The organism is Morganella sp. HSTU-ASny43 (assembly GCF_022819185.1).
GTDB classification, from domain to species: Bacteria; Pseudomonadota; Gammaproteobacteria; order Enterobacterales; family Enterobacteriaceae; genus Morganella; species Morganella morganii.
On record NZ_WSPG01000056.1, the window covers coordinates 1 to 4,995 of the forward strand.

At 38.4% G+C, this 4,995-nt stretch carries 3 protein-coding genes; all 3 read left to right on the top strand.

Annotated elements, in window-relative coordinates:
• Positions 1–87: 87 nt before the first annotated feature.
• The 3 genes from GN208_RS17475 to gadC (GN208_RS17485) all read left to right on the top strand — a co-directional run bounded on the left by GN208_RS17475 (position 88) and on the right by gadC (GN208_RS17485) (position 4,859).
• Entirely contained in the window at positions 88–1,800 is a 1,713-nt protein-coding gene (locus GN208_RS17475) for a pyridoxal-dependent decarboxylase (RefSeq protein ID WP_243828500.1), read from the top strand.
• A 104-nt stretch (positions 1,801–1,904) separates the two neighbouring features.
• Entirely contained in the window at positions 1,905–3,347 is a 1,443-nt protein-coding gene (gadC, locus tag GN208_RS17480; protein WP_243828501.1) for a putative glutamine/gamma-aminobutyrate antiporter GadC, read from the top strand.
• A 60-nt stretch (positions 3,348–3,407) separates the two neighbouring features.
• The gene (gene gadC / locus GN208_RS17485; RefSeq protein ID WP_243828502.1) at positions 3,408–4,859 is read left to right on the top strand and encodes a putative glutamine/gamma-aminobutyrate antiporter GadC; all 1,452 of its coding nucleotides are present in this window, start codon (positions 3,408–3,410) and stop codon (positions 4,857–4,859) included.
• Positions 4,860–4,995: the final 136 nt, after the last annotated feature.

Consider the following 4,995-nt stretch of genomic DNA (forward strand, 5'->3'; position numbering starts at 1 on the left):
AACTTAGAGTTATAAAAAATCATTAATGAACGTGATGTAACATATATAGTCACTATTGATACTACATGCCATAAAGAGGAAACTTAAATGAATTCATCTAATAGTAACGGAAATAAAAAATGGGCAAAATATCGCGATGAAATGTGCTCCGCATTCCCTTCTGCATTTAATGACGATAATGATCCATTAACAAAATCCATTTCCAAAGCAATTGAACAACTTAACCAATTACGTCCTGCTCCAGACGGCCCTGCATATCTTGGCAAAAATCCGGCTTTAACTATCGATTTCGATAAAGTTAAAGATATTGAAATGTCGGATGAAATGAGTGACAGTGAACAAGTTATTACCCAAACGAGTGAATTATTTGAGGGACTACCTAATTGGGGGCATCCGTTAGCTATGTGTAACGTTATTCCTCAAGCAAACACAGCTTCTATTGTTGCTGCAATTATGTCAGAAATTTTTTCACCTAATATCCTTGAAGGTGAATATGCTTGGAATGTCCACCGTGCTGAACTTGAAAGCGCAGGAATGCTTGCAAACCTTGTTGGTTGGGAAGCTAAAAATGCAGGTTGCGTATATACCTATGGAGGTTCTGGTTGCTGGACATACCATGTGAAATATGCACTTACTCGCGTTTTGCCAAACTCCCGCCATTCCGGTATCCGCACTGATGCGAAAGTATTATGTTCTCAGCAAGCTCACTACACCATGTTGAACAGTACTGACTGGACTGGTTTAGGTATGGATAATATTATTCGTATCAAAACTGACCCTGTAACAAACGCAATGGATCTACATGATTTAGAGCATGTGCTGAAGTCTTTACAGGCACAAAATATTCCTATCGCTTCTATTGTTTGTACTATGGGAACCACCGACGCTAACGCATTTGATCCAGTGGCAGGAGTTCGAGACTTGCTGGATAAATACCCTAATGCGGAACCTTACGGAAAGGCACTGTTATATTGTGATGCAGTAACAAGTTGGTCATGGCTGGCCTTTAAAAAATATGATTTTGAAAAAAATCCTCTCGAATTCACTGAAGATCTCCTGCCTTTTATTAGTACTAATTGTCATGCATTACAGGAAATGAAATATGCGGATGCCATCGGTTTTGATTTCCATAAGGCCGGATTTACCCCATATGCGAGTAGCTGCTTTGTTTACCGTAATGCCGGTGAATTTGAAAGTATTTTAAAACGACCTGGGTCTGCTTATTTACAACCTCGCTCCCCATATAATCCACTGGACTATACATTAGAGGTTTCTCGCGCAGCTACTGGCGCACTAGCTGGCTGGGCAACAATGAAGTTTTTCGGGTATGAAGGTTTCCAGGCTATTATGGGGGGGATTATGGAAAACCAGTATTACTTGAGAAATGTTTTGCATGCCAATGCGTCTACAGTTTGTGTTAACCCTGATGATTATGGGTTAGTCACTCTGTTCCGTGTTTATCCGGAGGGTGTTATTGGGCATCAGCAATACCAGAATGAATTGACAGACCCATCATATAAAAAAGAATTAATTGCTAATAATAAATTAACTATGGATGTGGGTAATTTATTGTATGAATGGTTCCGTGGTGGTAAAAAAATCAATGGAAAATATACTCCGTATATAAGCTTTAGCACAGGATTTAGAGTCACCGACTACAATAGTGACGACAGTGATTCAGACGCTAAAGTATTTGCTCTAAAAGTTTACCCTATGAATGTTCACTTAACTCATGAAGTAATGCAACACGTCGTTGATTGTGTTATCACAGCACGCAATGAAGTTTTAGGCATTAAATAACACATAGGATTAAATGATAATACAGGCCTAAATTAAGACCTGTATTATCTTTCTAAAAAATGAGATCAACGATAAAATAAATTATATTTATTAAGGAGCGTTTTATGGCTTCCGTCTCTGATTTACCTTCAAAAAAATCATCGGCTAAACTAAGTATTATGACATTAGCAATAATGAATGTTACTACTGTTGTTAGTTTGCGGGGACTCCCTTCTGAGGCCGAATACGGAATAACCTCTGCCTTTTATTACCTTTTTGCGGCAGTATTTTTTTTAATCCCCGTTTCACTTGTTGCTGCCGAGCTTGCAACAGGATGGCCTCAGAAAGGAGGGGTATTTAGATGGATTGGGGAAGCCTTTGGGCATCGATTGGGCTTTGTTGCTATTTACCTACAGTGGGTGGCGACGACGATATGGTTCCCAACTGTTTTGATTTTTGCCGCAGTTTCTTTGGCTTTTATTGGACCACATCCTGATGCCGATTCAATTTTAGCATCTAACCGTTTATATACAGTTGTTATATTGCTATCTGTTTACTGGATTGCAACCGTATTCGCACTCCGCGGTACAAAGTCTTCTGCGAAACTTACTACATTAGGTGGACTAATTGGAACAATTATCCCTGCAATTATTCTGATGACTCTGACATTAATTTATTGCCTTACCGGAAACGAAATACACTTTACTGCAAATGTAACTTCGTTTTTCCCTAACCTTACAAATCTAGATAATCTAGTCTTAGCATCTTCTATTTTTCTTTTCTTTGCTGGTATGGAAATTAATGCTGTTCACGTAGTCGAGGTTGATAACCCATCTCGAAACTATCCTTTGGCAATAATAGGTGCTTCAGCAACTGCTGTTGTTATATTTATTTTTGGAACGTTGTGTATTTCAACTTTAATTCCTAAGCATCAAATAAATTTAGTACAAAGTTTATTGATTGCATATAATACATTATTTGATCACTTTGGCCTGCACTGGCTTGGTGAGGTAGTTGCAGCGATGCTTGCATTTGGTGTTCTTGGTCAAATAACTGCTATCGTGGCAGGTCCATCAACAGGTTTATTGCAAGTTGGCCGCTCCGGTTATTTGCCTAAATTTTTTCAAAAAACAAATAAACACGGTATTCAGCAGCATATCTTAATATGCCAAGGAATTGTGGTTAGTATCATATCTGTCCTTCTGGTTGTATTACCTTCTGTTCAATCGGCTTATCAGATCTTAGGTCAACTTGCTGCTATTCTTTATTTACTTATGTATATCATGATGTTTTCAGCCGCTATATATTTACGCTATAAAAAACCTGATGTACCTCGCCCATATCGTGTACCGGGCGGTGCACTGGGTATGTGGGTAATCGCTGGAGCAGGTTTTTTCGGGGCTTTGATTGCATTCTTCCTGAGCTTTATACCACCTTCTCAGATCCCCGTTGGCAATCCGACTAATTATGTTCTTATTTTAATATCTGGTGCCGTTTTATTCGTAACTATCCCTCTTGTTATTTACGCCTTCCGCAAACCATCTTGGCAACAAGTTACGCAGCAATAAATACATTTTAGTCTAATCAAAGGGGCGCTTTGTGCGTCCCTTTAATAAAAGGCAATTAACATGAATTTAAAATCAATCTCAAAATCATCTTTAATAGCTACGGGCCTTGGAACCGGTTCATTCGCTATGATGAACATCACAACTGTGGTGAGCCTTCGTGGACTTTCTGCAGAGGCTGAATATGGGTTAACTTCTGTCTTTTTTTATTTGTTTGCAGCTTTGTTTTTTTTGGTTCCCGTATCTTTGTGCGCTGCCGAACTTGCTACAGGTTGGCCTCAAAAAGGTGGTGTTTTCAGGTGGATTAGCCAGGCTTTTGGCGACCGTTTGGGGCTTGTGGCTATTTTTCTTCAATGGTTGGCAACAACAATATGCTTTCCTACAATGTTAATATTTGCCGCAGTTTCTTTAGCGTATTCATTACCATTACATGGTGAAGGCAGTATCCTCGCAGGAAACGCATTATATACGTTAGTAGTTGTGCTTTCCGTTTATTGGTTTGCTACTTTTATTAATTTTAAAGGAATAAAATCGGCTTCAAAAATCAGTTCATTTGCAGGAATCTTTGGCACTTTAATCCCTGCTATTGCTTTGATTTTTTTTGGTGTTTTTTTTATATATAAAGGACACCCAGTCCAATTTTCTACAAATTGGGATAGCATGTTCCCTAACATTACACATCTCCATAATTTAGTTCTGGCAGCTGGTGTGTTTTTATTTTATTCCGGAATGGAGATTAATGCAGTACATGTCCGAGAGCTGAATAATGCATCGCGTAGTTATCCTGCTGCCATAGGTATCAGTGCATTACTAGCAGTTGTTGTATTGATATCTGGTACACTAATAATTAGCGCAATAATTCCATCTCATAAAATTAATTTAGTACAAAGCCTGCTGGTATCTTATAACACTATGTTCAGTTATTTCGGCGTTCCGTGGATGGGAAATATTATTGCTTTGATGGTTGCTGTTGGCGCTCTCGGCCAAGTTACGGTAATAGTTGCAGGTCCTTCTCGTGGATTATATGAAGTGGGAGAATTAGGATATTTACCAAAAAACCTGATAAAAAGTAATAAAAATGGTATTCAGCGAAATATTTTATTGTTACAAGCAATAATTGTTACCATAATGTCAACTATGCTGGTATGTCTTCCATCTGTACAGGCTACTTTTCAGATTTTAGGTCAACTCGCATCTATTCTTTATTTATTAATGTATGTACTTATGTTTGGTGCGGTAATTATGTTGCGTTATAGCCAACCAGAAGTTGTCAGGCCGTATAAAATCCCAGGAGGAAAACTCGGAGTTTGGTTGGTGGCCGGCTCTGGTTTAATCGCAACACTATTAGCTTTCATTCTGAGCTTTATCCCGCCTGATCAGATTTCTATTGGTTCTCCTATGCAATATGTAACTTTGTTGATTTGCGGGACATTGACATTTATTTCAATCCCTCTCTTAATTTACAAATTAAAGTTACGGCGATTAAATATTAATGATTTAGGGGGGGGGGGATGAAAATTGGCATAAATAAATTTCCCTAAGAACATCGTTTGTTTTATAACATTCAATATAAACTGTCTCTTATACAAAAATCACGCTGTCGACGAAAAACTCTGTGTAGATAGCGGTGTGCGCCGTATCAGTACACAAA

Excerpts from the sequence above, each read along its gene's own strand:
- GN208_RS17475 (WP_243828500.1), top strand. The coding sequence starts at position 88 with ATGAATTCATCTAATAGTAACGGAAATAAAAAATGGGCAAAATATCGC.
- gadC (WP_243828501.1), top strand. The coding sequence starts at position 1,905 with ATGGCTTCCGTCTCTGATTTACCTTCAAAAAAATCATCGGCTAAACTA.
- gadC (WP_243828502.1), top strand. The coding sequence starts at position 3,408 with ATGAATTTAAAATCAATCTCAAAATCATCTTTAATAGCTACGGGCCTT.